Raw genomic sequence first — 23,872 nt, 5'->3', positions numbered from 1 at the left:
CCTTGTACAGAGTCCCCGCGATGACGCCTCTAGATGCCAAGCGCCCGCTGCAGCTCAATGCTCAGGGCCAGTTGCAACATTTCCTGTCCCTCGACGGCCTGCCCCGCGAGCTGCTCACCGAGATCCTCGACACCGCCGACTCGTTCCTCGAGGTCGGTGGACGCGCGGTGAAGAAGGTCCCGCTGCTGCGCGGCAAGACCATCTGCAATGTGTTCTTCGAGAACTCCACCCGCACCCGCACCACTTTTGAACTGGCCGCCCAGCGATTGTCTGCCGACGTGATCACGTTGAACGTGTCCACCTCGTCGGCGAGCAAGGGCGAAACCCTGCTCGACACCCTGCGCAACCTGGAAGCCATGGCCGCCGACATGTTCGTGGTGCGCCACGGCGATTCCGGCGCCGCGCACTTCATCGCCGAGCACGTGTGCCCGCAGGTGGCGATCATCAACGGTGGCGACGGCCGCCACGCCCACCCGACCCAGGGCATGCTCGACATGCTCACCATCCGTCGGCACAAGGGCAGCTTTGAAAACCTGTCGGTGGCCATCGTCGGCGACATCCTGCATTCGCGGGTGGCACGCTCGAACATGCTGGCCCTGAAGACCCTGGGCTGCCCGGATATCCGCGTGATCGCCCCGAAGACCCTGCTGCCGATCGGTATCGAACAGTACGGTGTGAAGGTCTACACCGACATGACCGCAGGCCTCAAGGACGTGGACGTAGTGATCATGCTGCGCCTGCAACGCGAACGCATGGCCGGTGGCCTGTTGCCGAGCGAAGGCGAGTTCTACCGCCTGTTCGGCCTGACCACCACACGCCTGGCCGGCGCCAAGCCGGACGCGATCGTGATGCACCCGGGCCCGATCAACCGCGGCGTGGAGATTGAGTCGGCGGTGGCCGACGGCAACCAGTCGGTGATCCTCAACCAGGTGACCTACGGCATCGCCGTACGCATGGCCGTGCTGTCCATGGCCATGAGCGGGCAGACCGCGCAACGTCAATTCGAGCAGGAGAACGCCCAGTGAAGCTCAGCATCCTCGGCGCCAGCGTCATCGATCCGGCCAGCGGCCTGGATCAAGTTACCGATCTGCACCTGGAAGCCGGCAAGCTCATCGCCATCGGCGCCGCGCCCGCGGGCTTCAGCCCCAGCGAGACCATCGACGCCAAAGGCCTGGTGGCCGCGCCTGGGCTGGTGGACCTGAACGTCGCCCTGCGCGAGCCGGGTTACAGCCGCAAGGGCAATATCATCAGCGAAACCCGCGCCGCCGCCGCCGGTGGCGTGACCAGCCTGTGCTGCCCGCCGCACACCAAGCCGGTGCTGGACACCTCGGCCGTGACCGAGCTGATCCTCGACCGCGCCCGTGAAGCCGGCAATTGCAAAGTGTTCCCCATCGGCGCCCTGAGCAAAGGCCTGGAAGGCGAACAACTGGCCGAACTGATCGCCCTGCGCGACGCCGGTTGCGTGGCCTTCGGCAACGGCCTGGAGGGTTTCCGCAGCACCCGCACCCTGTGCCGTGCCCTGGAATACGCGGCCACCTTCGACCTGACGGTGATCTTCCATTCCCAGGACCACGATCTGGCCGAAGGTGGCCTGGCCCATGAAGGCGCCGTGGCCAGCTTCCTCGGCCTGCCGGGCATTCCGGAAACCGCCGAAACCGTGGCCCTGGCCCGTGACCTGCTGCTGGTGGAACAAAGCGGGGTGCGCGCGCACTTCAGCCAACTGACCAGCGCCCGCGGTGTCGCCCTGATCGCCCAGGCCCAGGCCCGTGGTTTGCCGGTGACGGCGGACGTCGCCCTGTACCAGTTAATCCTGACGGATGAAGCGCTGATCGACTTTTCCAGCCTGTACCACGTGCAGCCCCCACTGCGTACCCGTGCCGACCGCGAAGGTTTGCGCGCGGCGGTCAAATCCGGCGTGGTCTCGGCGATTTCCAGCCACCACCAGCCCCATGAGCGGGATGCCAAGCTGGCGCCGTTCGGCGCGACAGAGCCGGGTATCAGCAGCGTCGAACTGTTGCTGCCGCTGGCAATGACATTAGTTGAAGAAGGCTTGCTGGACTTGCCAACACTGCTGGCGCGCCTGAGCACGGGCCCGGCCGAGGCCTTGCGCCTGCCGGCGGGCAAGTTGGCGGTGGGTTCGGCGGCGGATCTGGTGTTGTTCGACCCGGCCGCCTCCACCGTTGCCGGGGAGCATTGGCTGTCCAAGGGCGAAAACTGCCCATTCATCGGGCATAGCCTGCCGGCGACGGTGCGCTACACCATTGTCGACGGACGGGTCACCTACCAGGCCTGAAGCGGGCACGGTAGAAAATGTGGGAGCGGGCTTGCTCGCGAATGCTGAGTGCCAGTCGACAGCTACATGACTGATACACCGCATTCGCGAGCAAGCCCGCTCCCACATTAGGTTCTGCGCAGGCCTCCAGAGATTCAGCGCCCGCCGTTACGCTCGGCATTGCGGACCGAAATCTGCGTATTCAACGTCCAGAAGTCATACAGCACCCCCACCAGGAACAAGCCGCCGGTCAGCAGGTAGATCAGGCCAGTGATCCATTTGCCCTGGTACATGCGGTGCACGCCGAACACCCCCAGAAACGCCAACAGGATCCAGGCCACGTTGTACTCGATGGGCCCGGCGGTGAAACGCAGGTCCGCTTCACGGTCCATGGCCGGGATCAGGAAGAAGTCGATCAGCCAGCCGATGCCCAACAGGCCCAAGGTAAAAAACCAGATCGTACCGGTGACGGGTTTGCCGTAGTAAAAGCGATGCGCGCCGGTAAAACCGAAAATCCACAACAGGTAACCGATCACCTTGCTGTGAGTGTCTTGCTGCGAACCAATCTGCTGATAGGTGTTCATCGCGTACCTCTTTTGCCTCGATAGATAAATTTTTTCACTTTCTTTGTGACTTTTTTACGAGCGCCCGACGTACGGCAAATGGTATCTTCCCTGCCCTGAAAGCCTTATGCCACCTGACTTGTGTCGGACAATTGCGGCGGATTGTCGCGTTTTTCCTGATTTTAACGTCAAGGTTCAGTCGACAAACGGCCTGAGAACGACACCAAAAGCTGTTATAAAGTTGCGCGCAAACCCATAAGAGCCACGCCTAATGCGACCATTTTTCAAGACATGGCTAACCATTTGCCTATTAATGCCACTGGCCGCCCACGCCACCAATCGTGAGCAAAGACTTCCAAACGTTAACGGTTTTACCCCTAAAGTCCACAGCACACCCGGCATTGCCAAATCGGTAAAGCCCACCGTGAACCGCCCGACTCAACTGAGCAAGGCCCACGGTAAAGCAACGCCGGCCCTGATGGCCGTCAACACTAAGCAGAGCAGTACCGTCCTCAGCCGCGCCGTCAACGTGCTCGGTACTCCTTATCGTTGGGGCGGCAGCAGCCCAAGTAAAGGGTTCGACTGCAGTGGCCTGGTGAAATATGCGTTCAACGACGTCGCTGCCGTGGATTTGCCGCGTACGTCCAACGCCATGGCCGCCGGCCACGGGCAGAAGGTCGACCGCAAGGACCTGAAGCCGGGTGACTTGCTGTTCTTCAAGTTGAAGAGCCGCCAGGTGAACCACGTTGCCATTTACCTGGGCAACGACCGTTTCATCCACGCCCCGCGCCGTGGCAAATCGGTCAGCATCGATACGCTGAAGAAGCCGTTCTGGGACAAGAACTACGTGATTGCCAAGCGGGTACTGCCTAAAGAGCAGAACAACAACCTGCGGGTTGTACAGCGCTGATTCCAGGCTGAAATGCGGTAAAACATGTGGGAGCGGGCTTGCTCGCGAATGCGGTGGATCAGTCGATTACTCTGTCGGCTGACACTCCGCATTCGCGAGCAAGTCGAATCGTCGCACCGCCGCTCCCACATTTGATTTACATCGCCCTCAAGATTTCATATGTCTGCAGGCACCCTCGCCTTCTCCCGCGCCTCTTCCCGATTGATTACGCCCTCCCCGACCAGCGCCTTCAAGCTCATATCCAACGTCTTCATTCCCAACGCCCCGCCGGTCTGGATCGCCGAGACCAGCTGCGCCACCTTGTCCTCACGGATCAAATTGCGAACGGCCGGCGTGCCCAGCATGATTTCGTGGGCCGCCACCCGCCCGCCGCCGATTTTCTTCACCAGCACCTGGGACACCACCGCCTGCAGCGACTCCGACAGCATCGAGCGGACCATGGCCTTTTCCCCGGCCGGAAACACGTCCACCAGCCGGTCCACGGTTTTTGCCGCCGAGCGGGTGTGCAAAGTGCCGAATACCAGGTGCCCGGTCTCTGCGGCGGTCAGCGCCAGGCGGATGGTTTCCAGGTCGCGCAGCTCCCCTACCAGGATCACATCCGGGTCTTCCCGCAGCGCCGAACGAAGAGCGCTGGAAAAACTGTGGGTGTCGCGGTGTACCTGGCGTTGGTTGATCAATGCTGTTTTGGGCGTGTGGATGAATTCGATGGGGTCTTCGAGAGTAAGGATGTGCTGGCGCCGATGTTGATTGAGAAAATCGACCATGGCCGCCAGGGTGGTGGACTTGCCTGAACCGGTGGGCCCGGTCACCAATACCAGCCCGTGTGGCAACTGGGCGATGCGCTGGAATACTTCGCCAAGGCCGAGGCTTTCCAGGCTCTGCACCTCAGAGGGTATGGTACGAAAGACCGCGCCCATTCCCCGATCCTGCCGGAACACATTCACCCGGAACCGCGCCACGCCGGGCAGTTCGAAGGCAAAATCCGTATCAAGAGATGTTTCGAAATCCTTTTGTTGGTGCCGATTGAGCAACGGGCTCAACAAGTCCGCGACTTGCGGGGGCGAGAGCACCGGCCAATCCAGCGGCCAGACCTCGCCATCGACCCGCAGCATCGGCGCCAGGCCAGCCGACAAATGCAGGTCGGAGGCGCCACGGCGCACGCTGGCCGTGAGTAGTTCAGTGATATCCATAGGGCTTTCCATTTCCAGTAGAATGCCGCGGACTCCATATCCACGGGCGCATCTTGAATGTCGACGATAGCAGACAATATCGGCCTGGTTAGCCAGCGCATCCGCGCCGCAGCCGACGCCGTGCAACGTGACGCAAACAGCATCCACCTGCTGGCCGTGAGCAAGACCAAACCCGCCCAGGCCGTGCGCGAAGCCTACGCCGCCGGCGTCTGCGACTTTGGCGAGAACTACCTGCAGGAAGCCTTGGGCAAACAAGCCGAATTAACCGACCTGCCCTTGAGTTGGCACTTCATCGGCCCCATTCAATCGAACAAGACGCGCGCTATCGCCGAGAATTTCGCTTGGGTGCATTCCGTGGACCGCCTGAAAATCGCTGAACGCCTGTCCGAACAACGCCCGGCCGACCTGCCGCCGCTGAATATCTGCATCCAGGTCAACGTCAGTGGCGAAGCCAGCAAGTCCGGCTGTACACCCGCCGACCTGCCGGCCCTGGCCAATGCGATCAGTGCCCTGCCGCGCTTGAAGCTGCGCGGCCTGATGGCGATTCCCGAGCCGACTGAGGATCGCGCCGCGCAAGATGCGGCGTTCGCCCGCGTACGCGAGCTGCAGGCCGGTTTGAATCTGGCGCTGGACACACTTTCCATGGGCATGAGCCACGACCTTGAGTCGGCCATCGCCCAAGGCGCCAACTGGGTGCGGATCGGTACCGCCCTGTTTGGCGCCCGCGACTATGGCCAGCCATGAACATGGCTGACTTCCATCTGAATAAGGACCTGTCATGAGCGACACGCGTATTGCCTTTATCGGCGCCGGCAACATGGCGGCCAGCCTGATCGGTGGCCTGCGGGCCAAGGGCCTGGATGCGGCGCAGATTCGCGCCAGCGACCCCGGCGCCGACACCCGCGCGCGCGTCAGCGCTGAGCACGGTATCGACACTTTTGCCGACAATGCCGAGGCCATCCAGAACGTCGATGTGATCGTACTGGCGGTCAAGCCGCAGGCCATGAAGGCCGTGTGCGAAAGCCTGCGCCCGAGCCTGCAGCCGCATCAGTTGGTGGTGTCCATCGCTGCCGGCATCACTTGCGCCAGCATGAACAAATGGCTCGGCGCCCAGCCGATCGTACGCTGCATGCCCAACACCCCGGCACTGGTCAGTCAAGGCGTCAGCGGCTTGTATGCCACCTCCGAAGTGACCGCCGCACAACGCGACCAGGCGCAAGAGCTGCTGTCCGCCGTGGGCATCGCCCTGTGGCTGGAACAGGAGCAGCAACTGGACGCGGTCACCGCCGTGTCCGGCAGCGGCCCGGCCTATTTCTTCCTGCTGATCGAGGCCATGACCGCCGCCGGCGTGAAACTGGGCCTGCCCAAGGAAGTCGCCGAGCAACTGGCTGAGCGGACCGCCCTGGGCGCCGCGCATATGGCGGTCGCCAGCGACGTGGACGCCGCCGAGTTGCGCCGTCGCGTGACGTCCCCCGGAGGCACCACGCAAGCGGCCATCGAATCGTTCCAGGCCGGGGGCTTTGAAGCTCTGGTGGAAAAAGCATTGGGTGCCGCGGCACACCGTTCGGCAGAAATGGCTGAACAGCTGGGCAAATAGTCGCCCCCTACCCGCAACCGGACTAGATAGGAAACATACATGCTCGGACTCATAGACACTGCCGTTTTCATCATTCAGACCCTGGGCAGCCTGTATCTGCTGGTCGTACTGATGCGTTTTATCCTGCAACTGGTGCGGGCAAACTTCTACAACCCGCTGTGCCAGTTCGTGGTCAAGGCCACCCAACCACTGCTCAAGCCACTGCGCCGGATAGTGCCAAGCATGTTCGGTCTGGATATGTCGTCCCTGGTGCTGGCGCTGCTGCTGCAGATTTTGCTGTTTGTGGTGGTGCTGCTGCTCAAGGGTTACCTGCCCTACACCGTGCTTCTGTTCCCATGGGCGCTGATCGGCATCTTCTCGCTGTTTTTGAAAATCATCTTCTGGTCGATGATCATCAGTGTGATTCTGTCCTGGGTCGCACCGGGCAGTCGCAGCCCTGGCGCCGAGTTGGTGACGCAGATCACCGAGCCGGTGCTGGCACCGTTCCGTCGCATCATCCCCAACCTGGGCGGCCTGGACATCTCGCCGATCTTCCTGTTTATCCTGATCCAGGTGCTGCAAATCAAGGTCATCCCGTTCCTGGCTGAACTGGCTTACATGCCACCACTGCTGTTCGGGCTGATTTGACGCCTGACGCAGTAAAGTGTGGGGGCTGCGGTCGCACCGCAGCTCCCACACTTTTGTATCTATGTGTTGAATTGAATGCGCGCAGGCCTTTGCTTGCCGCTGGGGTCCCCGCTCTTTAGACTTACGCCTCATTTAAACGAGAGCAGGGTCGATGCCAACTGCCTTTCCCCCCGATTCTGTTGGACTGGTCGTGCCCCAAGTGGCGCACTTCAGCGAACCGCTGGCCCTGGCCTGCGGGCGTTCGCTGCCCGCCTACGACCTGATCTATGAAACCTACGGCCAACTGAACGCCACGGCGAGCAACGCCGTGCTGATCTGCCACGCCTTGTCCGGCCATCATCACGCCGCCGGTTTCCACTCGGTCGACGAGCGCAAGCCCGGCTGGTGGGACAGCTGCATCGGTCCCGGCAAGCCCATCGACACCAACAGGTTCTTTGTGGTCAGCCTGAACAACCTCGGCGGCTGCAACGGTTCCACCGGTCCCAGCAGCCTCAACCCGGAAACCGGCAAGCCGTTCGGCGCCGACTTCCCAGTGCTGACCGTGGAAGACTGGGTGCACAGCCAGGCGCGTCTGGCGGACCTGCTGGGCATAAACCAGTGGGCCGCCGTGATCGGCGGCAGCCTGGGCGGCATGCAGGCGCTGCAATGGACCATCACTTACCCGGATCGCGTGCGCCATTGCCTGGCCATCGCTTCGGCCCCCAAATTGTCGGCGCAGAACATTGCCTTCAACGAAGTAGCGCGCCAGGCCATCCTCACCGACCCTGAATTCCACGGCGGCTCGTTCCAGGAAGCCGGCGTCATTCCCAAGCGTGGCCTGATGCTGGCGCGGATGGTCGGGCATATCACCTACCTGTCCGATGACTCCATGGGCGAAAAATTCGGCCGTGGCCTCAAGAGCGAGAAGCTCAACTACGACTTCCACAGCGTCGAATTCCAAGTGGAAAGCTACCTGCGTTATCAGGGCGAGGAGTTCTCCGGGCGTTTCGACGCCAACACCTACCTGCTGATGACCAAGGCCCTGGACTATTTCGACCCGGCGGCGAACCACGATGACGACCTGGCGAAAACCTTCGAACACGCCACGGCCAAGTTCTGCGTGATGTCTTTCACCACCGACTGGCGCTTTTCGCCGGCGCGTTCCCGCGAGCTGGTGGACGCCCTGATGGCGGCCAAGAAAGACGTTTGCTACCTGGAGATCGATGCTCCGCAAGGCCACGACGCCTTCCTGATCCCGATCCCGCGTTACTTGCAGGCCTTCAGCAATTACATGAACCGAATAGCAGTGTGAGAACGCCATGAGAGCCGACCTGGACATCATCCAAGACTGGATCCCCGCCGGCAGCCGCGTGCTCGACCTGGGCTGCGGCGATGGCGAACTGCTGAGCTGGCTGCGCGACAACAAGCAAGTCACCGGCTACGGCCTGGAAAACGACCCGGACAATATCGCCCAGTGCGTGGCCAAGGGCATCAACGTGATCGAGCAGGACCTGGACAAGGGCCTGGGCAACTTTGCCAGCAACAGCTTCGACATCGTGGTGATGACCCAGGCCCTGCAAGCGGTGCACTACCCGGACCGTATCCTCGACGAAATGCTGCGCGTGGGCCGTCAGTGCATCATCACTTTTCCCAACTTCGGGCATTGGCGTTGCCGCTGGTACCTGGCCACCAAGGGCCGCATGCCGGTCTCGGACTTCCTGCCCTACACCTGGTACAACACGCCGAACATTCACTTTTGCACCTTCGAAGACTTCGAAGCGCTGTGTGGCGAGCGTGAAGCCAAGGTGATCAACCGCCTTGCCGTCGATCAACAGCACCGCCACGGCTGGGCGAGTAAGCTATGGCCCAACCTGTTGGGCGAAATCGGTATCTACCGGGTCAGCAGCCCTGGCCTGACCGACCACAAAATTGCCGTCTAATCATTTTCAAGAGGGACGTTCATGAGTCGCTTGGCTATTTTTCTATTGACCGCGTGCCTGGGCGCCAGCGCCATGGCCGCGGACACTATCGACGCTAATCGCAAGAAAGACTTCGGTGATATCACCGTGCACTACAACACCTTCACCTCAAGCTTCCTGCCGCCGGAAACCGCCCAGAAAGTCGGCGTGGTGCGCAGCAAGGAGAAGGGCTTGATCAATGTGACGGTGATCAAGGGCGTCACCCCGGTCGCGGCCCAAGTGACCGGCACCATCAAGGACCTGGGCGGCAAGAGCGAGATCCTGACGTTCAAGCAAATCGAAGAGAAAGGCGGCATCAGTTACCTCGCGCCTTACTCCGTGACGCAGCGCGAATACAAGACGTTTACCATCAATGTTGAAACCGGCGGTAAAGCCCACGGTTTCCAATTCAACCAAGAACTGTTTCCGGCCGACCGATGAACCTCACCCAACTCGTACTGGCCAGCCATAACGCCGGCAAACTCAAAGAACTCCAGGCCATGCTCGGCGAAGCCGTACAACTGCGCTCGATTGGCGAGTTCAGCCAGGTCGAACCGGAAGAGACCGGCCTGTCGTTCGTCGAGAACGCCATTCTCAAGGCACGCAATGCCGCGCGTATCTCCGGCTTGCCGGCGCTGGCGGATGACTCGGGCCTGGCCGTGGACTTTCTCGGCGGCGCGCCTGGCATTTATTCGGCGCGCTACGCCGACGGCAAGGGCGATGCGGCCAACAATGCCAAGCTGCTCGATGCCCTGAAGGACATGCCAGACGCGATGCGCGGCGCGCAGTTCGTGTGTGTGCTGGCCCTGGTGCGGCATGCCGATGATCCGTTGCCGATCCTGTGCGAAGGCCTGTGGCACGGGCGTATCCTGCATGCCGCCAGCGGTGAGCATGGGTTTGGCTATGACCCGCTGTTCTGGGTGCCGGAGCGCAATGTCTCGAGCGCCGAACTGAGCCCGGCCGACAAGAACCAGATCAGCCACCGCGCCCGCGCAATGGATTTGCTGCGCCAACGCCTGAGCCTGAAATGACCCAGAACACCTCTGCGCAGCCGCTGATCCACGGCGGCGCGCAAACACCTCGGGCGGCGTTGCCCCTGCTGCCGCCCCTGGCGCTGTATATCCACATCCCGTGGTGCGTGCGCAAATGCCCGTATTGCGACTTCAACTCTCACACCGCCAGCAACGTGCTGCCGGAAGAAGAGTATGTGGACGCCCTGCTCGCCGACCTCGATCAAGACCTGCACGCCGTTTACGGCCGCGAGCTGAGTTCGATCTTCTTCGGCGGCGGTACGCCCAGCCTGTTCAGCGCTGCGGCGCTGGGTCGTCTGCTCAAGGGCGTGGAATCGCGTATCCCGTTCGCCAGCGATATCGAGATCACCCTGGAAGCCAACCCCGGGACGTTCGAGCAGGAAAAGTTCGTGGCGTATCGCGCGCTGGGAATCAATCGGCTGTCGATCGGCATTCAGAGCTTCCAGCAGGAAAAACTCCAAGCCCTGGGCCGCATTCACAATGGCGATGAAGCCGTACGCGCCGCCGGCATGGCGCGCCAGGCGGGGTTCGACAACTTCAACCTGGACTTGATGCACGGTTTGCCCGATCAGTCCCTGGACGACGCCCTGAGCGACCTGCGCCAGGCTATCGCGCTGAAGCCGACGCACTTGTCCTGGTACCAGTTGACCCTGGAACCCAATACGGTGTTCTGGAACCAGCCGCCAACGCTGCCGGAAGATGACACCCTGTGGGATATCCAGGAAGCCGGCCAGGCGCTGCTTGCCGAACACGGTTATGCGCAATACGAGGTGTCGGCCTACGCCCAACCGGGTCGTGCGGCGCGGCATAACCTGAATTACTGGAGTTTTGGCGACTTCATCGGCATCGGTGCCGGCGCCCATGGCAAGCTCAGCCACCCCGACGGACGCATCGTGCGCACCTGGAAAACGCGAGCGCCAAAGGACTACCTCAACCCGGCCAAAAGCTTCCAGGCCGGCGCGAAAGAACTGACCAATGAAGAGCTGCCGTTCGAGTTCCTGATGAACGCTTTGCGCCTGACCGAGGGCGTCGAAGCCAGGCTCTACACCGAACGCACCGGCCTTGAACTGACGACGCTCGATAAGGGCCGCACGGATGCAGAACAAAGTGGCCTGATGCAGGTCGAACCGTCACGCCTGGCGGCGACCGACCGCGGGCAACTCTTTCTCAATGACCTGCTGCAGACGTTTTTGAGCTGACGCTCTTTAAGGAAATCGAATGGATCTGGTACTCGACCTGCTCGCCACCGTATCCCGCTGGAGCCGCAGCAACCTGTCGGAAATCTCCCTGGCTCTCGTCGGCTGTTTGCTGGTGCTGTTCGGCGCCGACATCAAGGGCTGGGTCGAAGCCCGCCTGGGCAGCATCGCCGGCGCCTTGCGCGTGCCGTTGATGGCCCTGCTGTGCATGATCGGCAGCGGCGCAGCGCTGATCTACGCCACGCCGTGGATCGTGCGGGGGTTGAGCCAGTTCAACAACTACAGTTTGGCGCCGGTGTTGGTGGTGGTGCTGGTGTTGATTGGCGTGGTTGCGGACCGCCGCTGATTTGACCGAAATACTTTGATCTAAAATCTCAGGGTTTCAGACCTTCTTGGTCAGATGCTCAACTTATGAAAAAACATATGGACACGGACGTCACAATGCGCACACCGATAATAGTTTTAATTATTTTTTCAGCAATTATAATTTTAGCAACTGGCCTCTGGCCCAGCCTCTCAAGCTTAATACTCCCCAATACGACATGGGGTCTATATACTAGAAGTTTCTTCGAGAATATCTTGGTCGGTGCGCACGGAACCGTTATAGATTTATTCCTAGTTGGTATCGTCTTGTTTTGGTTCGAACGAAGAACAGAGCAACGGGAAAAAATCGCCAAAGAAAACTCCGAGCGATCCGCCGCGATCACAAGACATAAAGAAACGTTGGCCGACCTAAGGTTTTATAAAGGTTCCGACTGCCCACATAGAACGCTTAGTACAATCAAGAGACTAATAGCATTAGAGGCAAACGACTTCCCGTGTTTTGAAGCAAATTTACAAGACATGCAAATAGAGAATATAAAACTAAAAGATACAAACATGATCGCAATAAATTTCGCAAACGCCAAGCTATCAAACGTAGAGCTAACAAATTGCCAATGTGACGCCACAAATTTTATTAACGCAAAATTTCATCATGTAACTTTAAAAAACGTAACTTTGAACAGATCAAAATTCTGCGCTGCAAACTTATCGGGTGTGGATTTTTCAGGATGCAAAATAGAACGTGTAGACTTTAGCAATGCAAATTTGCGAAGCGCAATTTTTAAGGGCGTTGATTGCAAAGGAGTGAATTTTACAAACGCAGATCTGCGTTCTGCCAATTTCAAAGGCGCAAAAAATCTCACACAAAGAATGCTGGCCACAGCAAAAAGCACCGACCATATACAGATAGGTGCTTAAAGCTAAGTAATTTTAACGAGGAGGGAATCGAACCTCTCTTCCTACCGAATCGAAAAACGATAGTTAACGGAGTAACAACGCCTTCGCGTTGCGTACCGCCCCGGAGAATTAACCCCGTTATCAGCAACCAGCTCGTTGGGCTCTGATACTACTTAGCCATGACGAAAGTTGCAATTTATTTTTGTTTTTCGAACTTCAAATCCCAAACCCCATGCCCCAACCGCTCGCCGCGGCGTTCGAACTTGGTGATCGGGCGCTCGGCCGGGCGCGGCACGCATTTGCCGTCTTCGGCCAGGTTGCGGTAGCCAGGGGCGACGTTCATCACTTCCAGCATGTATTCGGCGTACGGTTCCCAGTCGGTGGCCATGTGCAGGATGCCACCCACCTTGAGCTTGCTGCGCACCAGTTCGGCAAAGGAGGCCTGGACGATCCGGCGTTTGTGATGGCGGGCCTTGTGCCAGGGGTCGGGGAAGAACAGCATCAGGCGGTCGAGGCTGTTGTCGGCGATGCAGCGGTTGAGCACTTCGATCGCGTCGCAGTCATAAACCCGCAGGTTGGTCAGGCCCTGGGTCAGCACGCCATTGAGCAGCGCGCCGACACCGGGGCGGTGCACTTCCACACCGATGAAGTCCTGGTCCGGCGAAGCGGCGGCCATTTCCAACAGAGAGTGGCCCATGCCGAAACCGATTTCCAGGGAACGCGGGGCCGAACGGCCAAAGACCTGATCGTAGTCCACCGGCGCGTCGGCCAGGGGCAGCACGAACAGCGGCGTGCCTTGCTCCAGGCCCTTTTGCTGGCCTTCGGTCATGCGACCGGCGCGCATCACAAAGCTCTTGATGCGGCGATGCTTGGACTCGTCGCCTGCTTCCAGGGTGTTCGGCGTTTCGTTTGATTCAGTCATCAATGGCTCTTACTTGATCAGACCATCCAGCGGCGAAGAGGCGCTGGCGTAGAGTTTTTTCGGCATGCGCCCGGCGAGGTAGGCCAGACGGCCCGCGACGATGGCGTGTTGCATGGCTTCGGCCATCATGATCGGTTGCTGGGCATGGGCGATGGCCGAGTTCATCAGCACCGCGTCGCAGCCCAGTTCCATGGCGATTGTGGCGTCGGAGGCAGTGCCTACGCCCGCATCCACCAGCACCGGGATCTTGGCTTCTTCGAGGATGATCTGCAGGTTGTACGGATTGCAGATGCCCAGGCCGGAACCGATCAGACCGGCCAACGGCATCACCGCGATGCAGCCGATTTCCGCCAGTTGGCGCGCGATGATCGGGTCATCGCTGGTATAGACCATTACCTCAAAGCCTTCCTTGACCAGGGTTTCGGCGGCCTTGAGGGTTTCGATCACGTTGGGGAACAGGGTTTTCTGGTCGGCCAGCACTTCCAGCTTTACCAGGTTGTGGCCGTCGAGCAATTCACGGGCCAGGCGGCAGGTGCGCACGGCTTCGATGGCGTCGTAGCAACCGGCGGTATTGGGCAGGAAGGTGTAACGGTCCGGCGAAAGCACCTCAAGCAGGTTGGGCTCGCCCTCGATCTGGCCGAGGTTGGTGCGGCGCACGGCGAAGGTGACGATCTCGGCGCCCGAGGCTTCGATGGCCAGACGGGTTTCTTCCATGTCGCGGTATTTGCCGGTGCCGACCAGCAGACGGGACTGGTAGGTACGACCGGCCAGGACGAAGGGCTTGTCGCTACGAACGATGCTCATGGGAAATCCTCGAATTGGGGTGAGGTTCTGCAGAATTCGGGCAGGCGACTAGCCGCCGCCGATGGCGTGGACCACTTCGACCTGGTCACCGTCGCTGAGCGCGGTGCCTTCGTGCTGGCTGCGCGGGACGATCTCCAGGTTGAGCTCCACTGCGACGCGACGCCCGGTCAAATCCAGGCGGGTCAGCAGGGCCGCAACGGTTTCACCGTCGGGCAGTTCAAGGGGTTCGCCGTTCAACTGAATGCGCATGCCACGGGCCGCCATCGTTTTTAGGGGCCAGCATTCTAGCTTGATCACGGTTGATGACCCAAGCCCCTTGGTCAGGCAGCCTGCAGGCGCCATGCCGCCAGGCCGAGGAAGAACCAGCCGAGCAGGAATGCCAGCCCGCCAAACGGCGTGATGATCCCGAGCTTGCTGATCCCGGTCAGGGTCAACACGTACAAGCTGCCGGAGAACAACAGGATACCGACCGCAAACGATATACCTGCCCAGGTCACCAGGCGACCGGGAATATGCGCCGCCAGCAACGCCACGCCAAACAGCGCCAGGGTATGCACCAGTTGGTAAGTCACACCGGTGTGGAAGATCGCCAGGTACTCGGCGCTCAGGCGGTTTTTCAAGCCGTGGGCGGCGAAAGCGCCAAGGGCGACACCGGTAAAGCCAAAAAAGGCAGCCAGCATCAGAAAGCTACGCAGCATGAGGAACTCCGGTCAGACTCATGGGACAGGGTCTGTATAATGGCCCGCTCAACGGGTTCGGCCAAGCCATCTCTATGCTGCGTCTCCTCTTCAAACGCTTTCTCAATGTCCTGAAATGGTTTGCCATTGGCAGTATGCTGCTGGTGCTGCTGTTTCGCGTCGTCCCGCCGCCTTTCACCGCGCTGATGGTGGAGCGCAAGGTCGAATCCTGGTTTGACGGCGAACCCATAGACCTGCAGCGCGACTGGGTGTCCTGGGACGAGATTTCCGATGACCTCAAACTGGCGGTGATGGCCGGTGAAGACCAGCGCTTCCCGCAGCATTGGGGCTTTGACTTCGGCGCGATCCAGGCGGCGATCCTGCACAACGAGCGCGGCGGCTCGATTCGCGGCGCCAGTACGTTGAGCCAGCAGGTGTCGAAGAACCTGTTCCTGTGGGCCGGCCGCAGTTATCTGCGCAAGGGCCTCGAGGCCTGGTTCACCGGGTTGATCGAGGTATTATGGCCCAAGCAGCGGATTCTTGAGGTGTATCTCAACAGCGTCGAGTGGGATGACGGGGTGTTTGGCGCAGAGGCCGCGGCCCGGCATCACTTTGGGGTGAGTGCCAAGGGGCTTTCGCGGCAGCAGGCCAGTTATCTGGCCGCCGTGTTGCCCAACCCAAGGGTGTGGAGTGCCAGCCATCCTACGGCCTATGTGGCGCGGCGCGCGGCTTGGATTCGCCAGCAGATGAGTCAGCTCGGCGGCGATGGCTACCTGCTGGAGCTGAACAATGCCCGCAAGGCACCCTGGGCCGACTGACACAACGAGGTTCCTGTGGGAGCTGGCTTGCCTGCGATAGCGGTGGGTCAGTCAGCAGATGCCTGGCTGACACGACGTCATCGCAGGCAAGCCAGCTCCCACAGGAACCGCGTAGGGCTTGAGATTTTCTGAGCACAGACAAAAAATGCCCCGATCTTTCGATCGGGGCATTTTTTTGTCTCTTCGCTGTGTTTTAAGCAGCGATCGACAATTTCAACTTGTTCATCGCGCTTTTCTCAAGCTGACGAATCCGCTCGGCCGACACGTTGTACTTTTGTGCCAGGTCGTGCAGCGTGGCTTTTTCTTCCGCCAGCCAGCGCTGGTAGAGGATGTCACGGCTGCGGTCGTCCAGTACTTCCAGCGCTTCGTGCAGGTTGTGATTGGAGTTGTCGCTCCAGTCGGCGTCTTCCAGTTGACGAGCCGGGTCGTACCGGTGGTCTTCCAAGTAGTTGGCCGGCGATTGGAAGGCGCTGTCGTCGTCCGCTTCGGCGGCCGGGTCGAAGGCCATGTCATGGCCGGTCAGGCGGCTTTCCATCTCGCGCACTTCACGGGGCTCCACGCCGAGGCTCTCGGCCACGCGGTGGACTTCCTCGTTGTTCAGCCACGCCAGGCGTTTTTTCTGGCTGCGCAGGTTGAAGAACAACTTGCGCTGGGCCTTGGTGGTCGCCACTTTCACGATGCGCCAGTTGCGCAGGATGAACTCGTGGATTTCCGCCTTGATCCAATGCACGGCAAACGACACCAGGCGCACACCCATCTCAGGGTTGAAACGTTTCACAGCCTTCATCAGGCCGACGTTGCCTTCCTGGATCAGGTCAGCCTGGGCCAGGCCGTAGCCGCTATAGCTACGGGCGATATGTACGACAAAACGCAGGTGGGCGAGCACCATCTGCCGAGCCGCCCCCAAATCCTGCTCATAGTAGAGACTCTCGGCCAGTTCACGCTCCTGCTCGGGCGTCAGCAATGGAATGCTGTTGACCGTGTGCACATAGGCTTCCAGGTTCGCACCCGGCACCAGGGCATAAGCAGGTTGCAAAGAAGTGGTCATACGAAAAAACCTCCGACTCACATAACTCGTGCAGTTCAGCACTGCGAAAATTGACCGGGAACCGTAGGACAAGTTCCCTATACCGCCAATACGGCCAATACAAACAAAACCACATTAATCTGACATTAATTACTTCGGCGCAAGCTCACGCAAATGCCGTGCGACCGCAATCCAGGCACCGATATACCCCAACAATACCGCGCCAAGCAAGAGGCTCAAACCATCGGCGACCGGCACGCCGGCCAACGCGAAATCGCTGCCGTAGAGCCCGGCAAGCCCGACCACTGCGTCGTTCAGCCAATTAAGGCCAAACGCCAGCACGCCCCAGGACAAAACCCCGGCACCGAAGCCATAAAGCGCGCCCATGTACAGAAAAGGACGACGCACATAGCTGTCTGTGCCGCCGACCAGTTTAATCACTTCTATCTCGGTGCGACGGTTTTCAATATGAAGACGAATGGTATTACCTATCACCAAAAGTAATGCAGACACCAACAGCACCGTCAAACCGAACACAAAGCGGTCGCCCAGCTTGAGGATCGCCGCCAGGCGCTCTACCCAGACTAGATCAAGTTGGGCTTGTTGCACCTTGGGCAGCGCTGCGAGTTTTTGTCGCAGGGCTTCCAGGGCGGTCTTGTCGACTTCGTTCGGCGTCACCAGCACCACACCCGGCAGCGGGTTCTGCGGCAGCTCCTTAAGTGCCTCGCCCAGGCCGGACTGTTGCTGGAACTCCTCAAGGGCCTGGTCGCGACTGACGTACTCGGCATCCGCCACGCCCGGCATGTTCTTGATGTCGTCGCGCAGCGCTTCGCCTTGCTGGATGCTGGCATCCAGGTTCAGGTACAGCGAAATCTGCGCCGCGCGCTGCCAGGAACCGCCCAGGCGCTCGACATTATTGAGTAAAAGCGACAAGCCCATCGGCAGGCTCAAGGCCACCGCCATCACCAGGCAGGTAAAAAAGCTGCCGATCGGTTGCTTGCCCAGGCGGCGCAGGCTGTCGAGCAGGCTGGCGCGATGGCTTTCGATCCAGGCGCGCAGCAAGGTGCTGAAATCCGGGCCGTCGTCATCGTGATCGTGTTTTTTCTTCTTCGGTTGCGGATCGGCCGGTTTCGGCGCCACGCGTTCGGAGACTTTAGGGCTGCGTGTGGCACTCATACGCCGGCCTCCCCGTCACCGATCAGGCGGCCGCGTTGCAGGGTCAGCATGCGATGGCGCATGCGCGCGATCAGCGCCAGGTCGTGACTGGCGATCAGCACGCTGGTGCCCAAGCGGTTGATGTCTTCGAATACGCCCATGATCTCGGCGGCCAGGCGCGGGTCGAGGTTGCCGGTGGGTTCGTCCGCCAGCAGCAGCGCCGGGCGGTGGACGATAGCGCGGGCAATGCCGACGCGCTGTTGCTGGCCGGTGGAGAGGTCGCCGGGGTAGAGGTCGGTTTTGTCCGACAGCGCCACGCGCTCCAGGGCCGAGTCCACTCGCTTGACGATCTCGGCCTTGGACAACCCGAGAATCTGCAATGGCAACGCAATGTTGTTGAACACCGTGCGATCGAACAGCAACTGGTGATTCTGGAACACCACGCCGATCTGCCGGCGCAGGAACGGAATCTGCGCATTGCTGATGGTGGCCAGGTCCTGGCCCGCCAGCAGCAATTTGCCAGTGGTCGGGCGTTCCATGGCCAGCAACAGGCGCAACAGGGTACTTTTGCCGGCGCCGGAGTGACCGGTGACAAACAAGAATTCGCCGCGACGCACGCGAAAGCTCAGCTCATGCAAGCCCACATGCCCGTTGGCGTAGCGCTTACCGACCTGTTCGAATCGAATCATGAACGCTCCCGCTCGGCAAACAGTGCCTGTACAAAGGGTTCGGCTTCAAAGGTGCGCAGGTCGTCGATGCCTTCGCCGACACCGATATAACGAATTGGCAACCCGAACTGTTTCGCCAGGGCGAAGATCACACCGCCCTTGGCCGTGCCGTCGAGCTTGGTCAACGCCAGGCCGGTCAGCTGTACCGTCTGGTTGAATTGCTTGGCCTGGCTGATGGCGTTCTGACCGGTGCCGGCATCCAGCACCAGCAGCACTTCGTGCGGGGCATCGGCGTCGAGCTTGCCGATCACGCGGCGCACTTTCTTCAGCTCTTCCATCAGGTTGTCTTTGGTATGCAGGCGACCGGCGGTATCAGCGATCAGCACGTCGATGTTGCGCGCCTTGGCGGCTTGCACTGCATCGAAGATCACCGAGGCGGAATCCGCGCCGGTGTGCTGGGCGATGACCGGAATCTTGTTGCGCTCGCCCCAGACCTGCAACTGCTCGACCGCTGCGGCCCGGAAGGTGTCGCCAGCGGCCAGCATGACTTTTTTGCCTTCGGACTGCAGCTTCTTGGCCAGCTTGCCAATGGTGGTGGTTTTGCCGGCGCCGTTGACGCCGACCACCAGGATCACGAACGGCTTGTTCGGGGTGATCACCAGCGGCGCTTCGACCGGCTTGAGCATGGCGGCCAGCTCGGCCTGCAGGGATTTGTACAGGGCATCGGCGTCGGTCAGTTGCTTGCGCGCAACCTTCTGGGTGAGGCTCTGGATGATCACGGCGGTGGCTTCGACGCCCACGTCGGCGGTAAGCAGGCGGGTTTCGATGTCTTCCAGCAATTCGTCATCGATGACTTTCTTGCCCAGGAACAGGCTGGCCATGCCTTCGCCGATACTGGCGCTGGTCTTGCTCAGGCCTTGCTTGAGGCGGGCGAAGAAGCCGGTTTTGCTGGTTTCGGCAGCCGCAGCGACAGGTTCGGGCTCGATGACGGCGGGAGCGGCTGGCTCGACAACAACATCGACCGGCTCGACCGCTGCGGGAATCGGCGGCGCCACCTGTTCGGCCTGCGGGTCTTCAACGAAGGCGACAGGCTCGTCAGCCACCGGCAGTTCCGGCCACGGCTGGTGCTCTGGCTCCGGCTCGGGAGCTGCCTCGACGAGCGGCTGCAATACCGGTTCGGCCATTGGCAACACCACCGGTGCCGGGGTTTCGGCTACCGGTTCGGCTTCGATTACGGGCTCTGCCGCAACAGGTTCAACAGGCGGCTCGGGCTGAACCTGCGACTGTTCGTCGACGGTTTCCTGCGGCTTTTTGCGCAGCCATCCGAACAGGCCTTTTTTCTCGCCAGCCGCAGCTGGGGTCTTCTTGTCGTCGTTGGAACCAAACATGGAGACGGCTATCTCAAGGTAGCGACGCGCCGAGGGGCGCTTCGGTAAATAAAATTCGATGCGTAACAGACTGTTTTCTAGCCAGCTCGTTCATGCGCAACATTTTGAAGGCCAAAATAGGGCCTCAACAAGACCGCCGCAGTGGCCGTCCTTAAGTCGGACCAGTATCCTAGCACCTCCTCGCCCGCCGACGCTAAGATCAAGCGGGCAGCCCAACAGGTTAAAAAACGAATGAATGCTCTAGCCCGCCGCGCCGCAGGCCTGCTGCTCAGCACAGTTTGTCTGCCCCTTTCAGCTTTGGCTGCCGACCCACAACCCACCCATGAATTTATCCTCGACAACGGCCTCAAGGTCGTCGTGCGCGAAGACCATCGCGCGCCGGTGGTGGTGTCCCAGGTCTGGTACAAGGTCGGTTCGAGCTACGAAACCCCGGGCCAGACCGGTTTATCCCACGCTCTGGAACACATGATGTTCAAGGGCAGTGCCAAGGTTGGCCCAGGCGAAGCCTCGCTGATCCTGCGCGATCTGGGTGCCGAAGAAAACGCATTCACCAGCGACGACTACACCGCCTATTATCAGGTGCTGGCCCGCGACCGCCTGGGCGTGGCCTTCGAGCTGGAAGCCGACCGCATGGCCAGCCTGCGCCTGCCGGCCGACGAGTTCAGCCGCGAGATCGAGGTGATCAAGGAAGAGCGCCGCCTGCGCACCGACGATAACCCGATGTCCAAGGCCTATGAGCGCTTCAAGGCCATGGCCTTCCCGGCCAGCGGCTATCACACGCCGACCATCGGCTGGATGGCCGACCTGGACCGCATGAAAGTCGAAGAGCTGCGCCATTGGTACCAATCCTGGTACGTGCCGAACAACGCCACCCTGGTGGTGGTGGGCGACGTCACCCCGGACGAGGTGAAAAACCTGGCTCAGCGCTACTTTGGCCCGATCCCCAAGCGTGACGTACCGCCGGCCAAGATCCCGATGGAGCTGGCCGAACCCGGCCAGCGCCAGCTGACGATGCATGTGCAGACCCAACTGCCGAGCGTGATCCTGGGCTTTAACGTACCGGGCCTGGCCACCGCCGAAGACAAACGCTCGGTGCAGGCCCTGCGCCTGATCTCGGCCTTGTTGGACGGCGGCTACAGCGCGCGTATCTCCGAGCAACTGGAGCGCGGTGAAGAGCTGGTCTCCGCCGCCTCGACCAACTACGACGCCTACACCCGTGGCGATACGCTGTTCATGCTCACCGCCACCCCCAACCAGCAGAAGAAGAAAACTGTCGCCCAGGCCGAAGCCGGCCTGTGGCGCCTGCTGGATGAGTTGAAAGCCAAGCCGCCGACCGCCGAAGAACTGGAACGCATCCGCGCCCAGGTCATTGCCGGCCTGGTCTACCAGCGTGATTCCATCACCAGCCAGGCCACGGCCATCGGCTCGCTGGAAACCGTCGGCCTGTCCTGGAAGCTGATGGATTCTGAGTTGGCCGACCTGCAAAGCGTGACCCCGGAAGATATCCAGAAAGCCGCACGCACCTATTTCACCCGCGAACGTCTCAGCGTCGCCCATGTATTGCCTCAGGAGACCGCTCATGAGTGATCGCAAAAGCAGCCGCCTGATCTTCCCGGGCCTGATCGTTGTCACCTTGATCGCTGCCAGTGCCGTGTATTTGTTGCGCCCGAGCGAATCAATGGCCAGTACGGCGCTGGAAAAAGCCGAGTCGAGCAACACGTTGCAGTCCCTGGCGGAGCTGGACGGCAAGGCGCCGACCAACCGCAAGCTCGACGTACAAACCTGGACCACTGCCGAAGGCGCCAAGGTGTTGTTCGTCGAAGCCCATGAGTTGCCGATGTTTGACGTGCGCATCCTGTTCGCCGCCGGCAGCAGCCAGGACGGCAACGTACCGGGCCTGGCGTTGATGACCAACGCCATGCTCAACGAAGGCGTGCCGGGCAAGGACGTCAGCCAGATCGCCAGTGGCTTCGAGGGCCTGGGCGCGGACTTTGGCAACGGCGCTTACCGCGACATGGCGTTGGTTTCCTTGCGCAGCCTCAGCGACAGCGATAAACGCAACGCCGCCCTGGAGCTGTTCGATCAGGTGATCGGCAAGCCGACCTTCCCCGCCGACTCCCTGGCAAGGATCAAGAACCAGATCCTGGCCGGCTTCGAGTACCAGAAGCAGAACCCCGCCAAGCTGGCGAACCTTGAGTTATTCAAGCGCCTGTACGGTGACCACCCCTACGCGCACCCGAGCGAAGGCACGCCGCAGAGCGTTCCGAAGATTACCCTGGCACAGTTGCAGGCGTTCCACGCCAAGGCCTATGCCGCGGGCAACGCGGTGATTGCCGTGGTGGGCGACCTGACCCGTGCCGAGGCCGAGGCCATGACCGCTAAGGTCTCCGCCTCGTTGCCCAAGGGCCCGGCCCTGGCGAAGATCGCCCAGCCGACGGAGCCCAAGGCTGGCCTGAGCCATATCGAGTTCCCGTCCAAGCAGACGCACCTGTTGTTCGCACAACTGGGTATCGACCGCGCCGACCCGGACTACGCAGCCTTGTCCCTGGGCAACCAGATCCTCGGCGGCGGCGGTTTCGGCACCCGCCTGATGAGCGAAGTGCGCGAAAAACGCGGCCTGACCTACGGCGTGTACTCCGGGTTTTCGCCGATGCAGGTGCGCGGCCCGTTCATGATCAATCTGCAGACCCGCGCCGAAATGAGCGGCGGCACTCTGCGCCTGGTCGAGGACGTCGTGGCCGACTACCTCAAGACCGGCCCGACGCAGAAGGAACTGGACGACGCCAAGCGCGAGCTGGCCGGCAGCTTCCCGCTGTCTACCGCCAGCAACGCCGATATCGTCGGGCAACTGGGCGCGATGGGTTTCTACAACCTGCCGCTGAGCTATCTGGAAGATTTCATGAAACAATCCCAGGCGCTGACCGTAGAGCAGGTCAAGGCGGCAATGAATAAACACCTGAGCGCCGACAAAATGGTCATCGTGACCGCCGGCCCGACGATTGCGCAAAAGCCACTACCGCCCCCCACTGATAAACCCGCCGAGCAGCCGCTCGGGGTTCCGGAGCATTAATGGCCAGTTCATCTCGCCCGAAAAAACCTGTCCACAACGTGCATAACGGTGTGGGCCAACTGCGCATCATTGGCGGCGAATGGGGCAGCCGCAAGCTGAGCTTCCCCGACGTCGTAGGCCTGCGCCCGACGCCAGACCGCGTGCGCGAAACCCTGTTCAACTGGCTGGCGCCGTACATCGCCGGCGCCAAGGTGCTGGACCCGTTCGCCGGCAGCGGCGCTTTGTTCCTGGAGGCGCTGTCCCGTGGCGCGTCCCAGGCCCAGGCGCTGGATGCGAGCAATGTCGCCGTCTCAAGCCTCAAGGAACACCTGGGCACCTTGCGTTGCACCAACGGCCAGGTGCAAACCGCCGACGCGCTGCGCTACCTGGAAACCCAGGCGGCCAGCGAGTACGACGTGGTGTTCCTTGACCCGCCGTTCAACCAGAACCTGCTGCCCGCCGTTTGCACGCTGCTGGAAGAGCGCCAATGGCTGGCGCAGGATGCATGGATCTACACTGAAAGCGAGACGGCACCGTCTACGCTGGGCTTGCCGGGCGCATGGCGCCTGCATCGGGAGCAGAAGTCCGGGCGGGTGTATTACGCGCTGTGGCACCGAAACATCGCCTGACCTCTTTGCGTGTTGTCGGTGAGCGGGCGTGTTGTGGCGAGCGGGCTTGCCCCGCGTTGGGCTGCGCAGCAGCCCCATCAAGAACACCGCGTTTAATCAGTTAGAACACCTTTGCCGGTTTTGGGGCTGCTGCGCAGCCCAACGCGGGGCAAGCCCGCTCGCCACAACAACCCCGCTCGCAACAGTTAATA

Annotated in this window: 27 protein-coding genes; 17 read left to right on the top strand and 10 right to left on the bottom strand. The window is 61.0% G+C overall.

Going from position 1 to position 23,872, the window contains the following annotated elements; all coding sequences use genetic code 11:
* The first annotated feature begins 20 nt into the window (after positions 1-20).
* Positions 21-1,025 (top strand): aspartate carbamoyltransferase catalytic subunit, encoded by a 1,005-nt coding sequence (locus tag ACLH0H_RS10890; protein ID WP_076953151.1) that lies wholly within the window; start codon positions 21-23, stop codon positions 1,023-1,025.
* Positions 1,022-2,293 (top strand): dihydroorotase, encoded by a 1,272-nt coding sequence (locus tag ACLH0H_RS10885; protein WP_411381997.1) that lies wholly within the window; start codon positions 1,022-1,024, stop codon positions 2,291-2,293. Before ACLH0H_RS10890 ends, ACLH0H_RS10885 begins: the two co-directional genes overlap by 4 nt.
* Before the next feature lie 134 nt (positions 2,294-2,427).
* Here ACLH0H_RS10885 and ACLH0H_RS10880 read toward each other — a convergent pair whose 3' ends face one another.
* The gene (locus tag ACLH0H_RS10880) at positions 2,428-2,856 is read right to left on the bottom strand and encodes an NINE protein (RefSeq protein WP_076953149.1); all 429 of its coding nucleotides are present in this window, start codon (positions 2,854-2,856) and stop codon (positions 2,428-2,430) included.
* 250 nt (positions 2,857-3,106) lie between these two features.
* On the opposite strand from ACLH0H_RS10880, the gene ACLH0H_RS10875 reads away from it, so the two are divergent.
* On the top strand, positions 3,107-3,745 hold the full coding sequence (locus tag ACLH0H_RS10875) for a C40 family peptidase (protein ID WP_411381996.1): 639 nt from the start codon (positions 3,107-3,109) through the stop codon (positions 3,743-3,745).
* Positions 3,746-3,900: 155 nt separating this feature from the next.
* Here ACLH0H_RS10875 and ACLH0H_RS10870 read toward each other — a convergent pair whose 3' ends face one another.
* The gene (locus ACLH0H_RS10870) at positions 3,901-4,935 is read right to left on the bottom strand and encodes a type IV pilus twitching motility protein PilT (RefSeq protein ID WP_411381995.1); all 1,035 of its coding nucleotides are present in this window, start codon (positions 4,933-4,935) and stop codon (positions 3,901-3,903) included.
* A 57-nt stretch (positions 4,936-4,992) separates the two neighbouring features.
* On the opposite strand from ACLH0H_RS10870, the gene ACLH0H_RS10865 reads away from it, so the two are divergent.
* From ACLH0H_RS10865 to ACLH0H_RS10820, 10 genes are all read left to right on the top strand, one after another.
* Positions 4,993-5,679 (top strand): YggS family pyridoxal phosphate-dependent enzyme, encoded by a 687-nt coding sequence (locus tag ACLH0H_RS10865; RefSeq protein ID WP_411381994.1) that lies wholly within the window; start codon positions 4,993-4,995, stop codon positions 5,677-5,679.
* A gap of 34 nt (positions 5,680-5,713) precedes the next feature.
* Positions 5,714-6,532, top strand: a complete 819-nt coding sequence (proC, locus tag ACLH0H_RS10860; protein WP_411381993.1) for a pyrroline-5-carboxylate reductase — start codon at positions 5,714-5,716, stop codon at positions 6,530-6,532.
* A gap of 39 nt (positions 6,533-6,571) precedes the next feature.
* Positions 6,572-7,159: a YggT family protein gene (locus ACLH0H_RS10855; RefSeq protein ID WP_076953144.1), complete on the top strand. Its 588-nt coding sequence runs from the start codon at positions 6,572-6,574 to the stop codon at positions 7,157-7,159.
* Between the two features lie 151 nt (positions 7,160-7,310).
* Entirely contained in the window at positions 7,311-8,450 is a 1,140-nt protein-coding gene (gene metX / locus ACLH0H_RS10850) for a homoserine O-succinyltransferase MetX (RefSeq protein WP_076953143.1), read from the top strand.
* 7 nt (positions 8,451-8,457) lie between these two features.
* Positions 8,458-9,078 carry a methionine biosynthesis protein MetW gene (metW, locus tag ACLH0H_RS10845; RefSeq protein ID WP_017735309.1) on the top strand — a complete coding sequence of 207 codons (621 nt, stop codon included), beginning with the start codon at positions 8,458-8,460 and terminating at the stop codon, positions 9,076-9,078.
* A gap of 21 nt (positions 9,079-9,099) precedes the next feature.
* Positions 9,100-9,537, top strand: coding sequence for a DUF4426 domain-containing protein (locus ACLH0H_RS10840; protein WP_076953141.1), 438 nt, complete (start codon positions 9,100-9,102; stop codon positions 9,535-9,537).
* Entirely contained in the window at positions 9,534-10,127 is a 594-nt protein-coding gene (rdgB, locus tag ACLH0H_RS10835; protein ID WP_411381992.1) for an RdgB/HAM1 family non-canonical purine NTP pyrophosphatase, read from the top strand. Before ACLH0H_RS10840 ends, rdgB begins: the two co-directional genes overlap by 4 nt.
* Positions 10,124-11,326 (top strand): radical SAM family heme chaperone HemW, encoded by a 1,203-nt coding sequence (gene hemW, locus ACLH0H_RS10830; protein ID WP_411381991.1) that lies wholly within the window; start codon positions 10,124-10,126, stop codon positions 11,324-11,326. The genes rdgB and hemW overlap by 4 nt, the downstream gene beginning before the upstream one ends.
* 19 nt (positions 11,327-11,345) lie before the next feature.
* Positions 11,346-11,669 (top strand): DUF3392 domain-containing protein, encoded by a 324-nt coding sequence (locus ACLH0H_RS10825; RefSeq protein WP_003176691.1) that lies wholly within the window; start codon positions 11,346-11,348, stop codon positions 11,667-11,669.
* Positions 11,670-11,764: 95 nt separating this feature from the next.
* Positions 11,765-12,565: a pentapeptide repeat-containing protein gene (locus ACLH0H_RS10820; protein WP_411381990.1), complete on the top strand. Its 801-nt coding sequence runs from the start codon at positions 11,765-11,767 to the stop codon at positions 12,563-12,565.
* 175 nt (positions 12,566-12,740) lie between these two features.
* Here the strand turns inward: ACLH0H_RS10820 and trmB are convergent, their stop codons facing one another.
* The 4 genes from trmB to ACLH0H_RS10800 all read right to left on the bottom strand — a co-directional run bounded on the left by trmB (position 12,741) and on the right by ACLH0H_RS10800 (position 14,968).
* A complete protein-coding gene (gene trmB / locus ACLH0H_RS10815) occupies positions 12,741-13,466 on the bottom strand; it encodes a tRNA (guanosine(46)-N7)-methyltransferase TrmB (protein ID WP_411381989.1) in 726 nt (241 codons plus the stop codon).
* Between the two features lie 9 nt (positions 13,467-13,475).
* Positions 13,476-14,270, bottom strand: a complete 795-nt coding sequence (locus tag ACLH0H_RS10810; RefSeq protein ID WP_307388447.1) for a thiazole synthase — start codon at positions 14,268-14,270, stop codon at positions 13,476-13,478.
* 48 nt (positions 14,271-14,318) lie between these two features.
* The gene (gene thiS / locus ACLH0H_RS10805; RefSeq protein WP_411381988.1) at positions 14,319-14,519 is read right to left on the bottom strand and encodes a sulfur carrier protein ThiS; all 201 of its coding nucleotides are present in this window, start codon (positions 14,517-14,519) and stop codon (positions 14,319-14,321) included.
* A 71-nt stretch (positions 14,520-14,590) separates the two neighbouring features.
* Complete coding sequence (locus ACLH0H_RS10800) at positions 14,591-14,968, bottom strand: DUF423 domain-containing protein (protein WP_307388443.1); 378 nt, start codon at positions 14,966-14,968, stop codon at positions 14,591-14,593.
* 74 nt (positions 14,969-15,042) lie between these two features.
* Here ACLH0H_RS10800 and mtgA point away from each other — a divergent pair, with 74 nt between their 5' ends.
* Positions 15,043-15,765: a monofunctional biosynthetic peptidoglycan transglycosylase gene (mtgA, locus tag ACLH0H_RS10795; RefSeq protein ID WP_411381987.1), complete on the top strand. Its 723-nt coding sequence runs from the start codon at positions 15,043-15,045 to the stop codon at positions 15,763-15,765.
* A 193-nt stretch (positions 15,766-15,958) separates the two neighbouring features.
* On the opposite strand, the gene rpoH is transcribed toward mtgA, so the two are convergent.
* The 4 genes from rpoH to ftsY form a co-directional block, all read right to left on the bottom strand.
* Complete coding sequence (gene rpoH / locus ACLH0H_RS10790) at positions 15,959-16,813, bottom strand: RNA polymerase sigma factor RpoH (protein ID WP_003176698.1); 855 nt, start codon at positions 16,811-16,813, stop codon at positions 15,959-15,961.
* Between the two features lie 129 nt (positions 16,814-16,942).
* Positions 16,943-17,968, bottom strand: coding sequence for a permease-like cell division protein FtsX (gene ftsX / locus ACLH0H_RS10785; RefSeq protein ID WP_411381986.1), 1,026 nt, complete (start codon positions 17,966-17,968; stop codon positions 16,943-16,945).
* Complete coding sequence (gene ftsE, locus ACLH0H_RS10780) at positions 17,965-18,636, bottom strand: cell division ATP-binding protein FtsE (protein WP_003213784.1); 672 nt, start codon at positions 18,634-18,636, stop codon at positions 17,965-17,967. The genes ftsX and ftsE overlap by 4 nt, the downstream gene beginning before the upstream one ends.
* Positions 18,633-20,003: a signal recognition particle-docking protein FtsY gene (gene ftsY / locus ACLH0H_RS10775; protein ID WP_411381985.1), complete on the bottom strand. Its 1,371-nt coding sequence runs from the start codon at positions 20,001-20,003 to the stop codon at positions 18,633-18,635. The genes ftsE and ftsY overlap by 4 nt, the downstream gene beginning before the upstream one ends.
* Positions 20,004-20,234: 231 nt before the next feature.
* Between ftsY and ACLH0H_RS10770 the strand changes: the two genes are divergently transcribed.
* From ACLH0H_RS10770 to rsmD, 3 genes are read left to right on the top strand one after another with little or no spacing between them, the layout of a single operon-like run.
* Entirely contained in the window at positions 20,235-21,590 is a 1,356-nt protein-coding gene (locus ACLH0H_RS10770; protein WP_411381984.1) for a M16 family metallopeptidase, read from the top strand.
* On the top strand, positions 21,583-23,073 hold the full coding sequence (locus tag ACLH0H_RS10765) for a M16 family metallopeptidase (RefSeq protein ID WP_411381983.1): 1,491 nt from the start codon (positions 21,583-21,585) through the stop codon (positions 23,071-23,073). Before ACLH0H_RS10770 ends, ACLH0H_RS10765 begins: the two co-directional genes overlap by 8 nt.
* Positions 23,073-23,681, top strand: coding sequence for a 16S rRNA (guanine(966)-N(2))-methyltransferase RsmD (rsmD, locus tag ACLH0H_RS10760; protein ID WP_411381982.1), 609 nt, complete (start codon positions 23,073-23,075; stop codon positions 23,679-23,681). The genes ACLH0H_RS10765 and rsmD overlap by 1 nt, the downstream gene beginning before the upstream one ends.
* Positions 23,682-23,872 lie beyond the last annotated feature (191 nt).

The organism is Pseudomonas sp. MPB26 (assembly GCF_046605355.1).
GTDB classification, from domain to species: Bacteria; Pseudomonadota; Gammaproteobacteria; order Pseudomonadales; family Pseudomonadaceae; genus Aquipseudomonas; species Aquipseudomonas cedrina.
This window is presented reverse-complemented; position numbering and strand designations above follow the sequence as displayed.